Annotated in this window: 1 protein-coding gene; it reads right to left on the bottom strand. The window is 44.1% G+C overall.

What is annotated here, in order from left to right; genetic code table 11:
- Positions 1-611 (bottom strand): peptidoglycan-binding protein (locus H5158_RS22700; RefSeq protein WP_182740984.1); only part of this gene is annotated, 611 nt, incomplete at its 3' end.
- Positions 612-682 lie beyond the last annotated feature (71 nt).

The raw sequence follows: 682 nt of genomic DNA, 5'->3' as shown, positions 1-682 counted from the left end.
GCAATTCCATCTACTTCAAGGTCGTGCTCGTATTGAAAATCCCTCACACCGGCTTTAGTTTTTGCGCCGTTAACGCCATCAACTGTGCCACAGTCAAAGCCCAATAAATTGCAGCGTGCTTGCACGCCTGAAAGGGTATCGATGGGGTCTAAATGACCAACTTGTGCGGTAAAACTTTCACTGGGTGAGCTTTGATCTTCCTTGAGATATAAATCAACCTGAGCGGTGAGTGTGTCGTTTTCATTTAGCTCAACTTCAACTAAGCCGTCAGTCGGTAACACTGTGTCGATTGTTTGACTGCCGATGTTGAGCACAATACGTTTGCCAGTGATGTCATCACCATCTTCATGAATTATTTGCAGGCGAAAATATTCTTTTTCGTTTTGTACAACAAACGTATTTAGGCTGTTGGCGCGCAGCGGCATAAACTTTTCTTTTTTAGGTGGTATGGTAATAACGTCACCGGGGTAAATTAAGTTTGGATCAGGGCGCAGCGCTCTAAATTCAGCATTACTGGGGTGGTTATACAAGGCGGTTGAGGTTTTATAACCATATTCGCGTGCTATGCGTAGCAGTGTTTCGCCTTGTGCGACGGTGTGTTGTTGTGTCATTGAAATATCCTTATCCCTAAATATAAATATCGCCAGAGCAAGTCTACGTTTAGGTGATGTTGCCTACTGAC

The organism is Pseudoalteromonas sp. SR45-6, from assembly GCF_014163545.1.
Classification (GTDB): Bacteria; Pseudomonadota; Gammaproteobacteria; order Enterobacterales; family Alteromonadaceae; genus Pseudoalteromonas; species Pseudoalteromonas rhizosphaerae.
The sequence above is the reverse complement of the archived record's forward strand: the minus strand, read 5'-3'. Positions and strand labels throughout refer to the sequence as shown.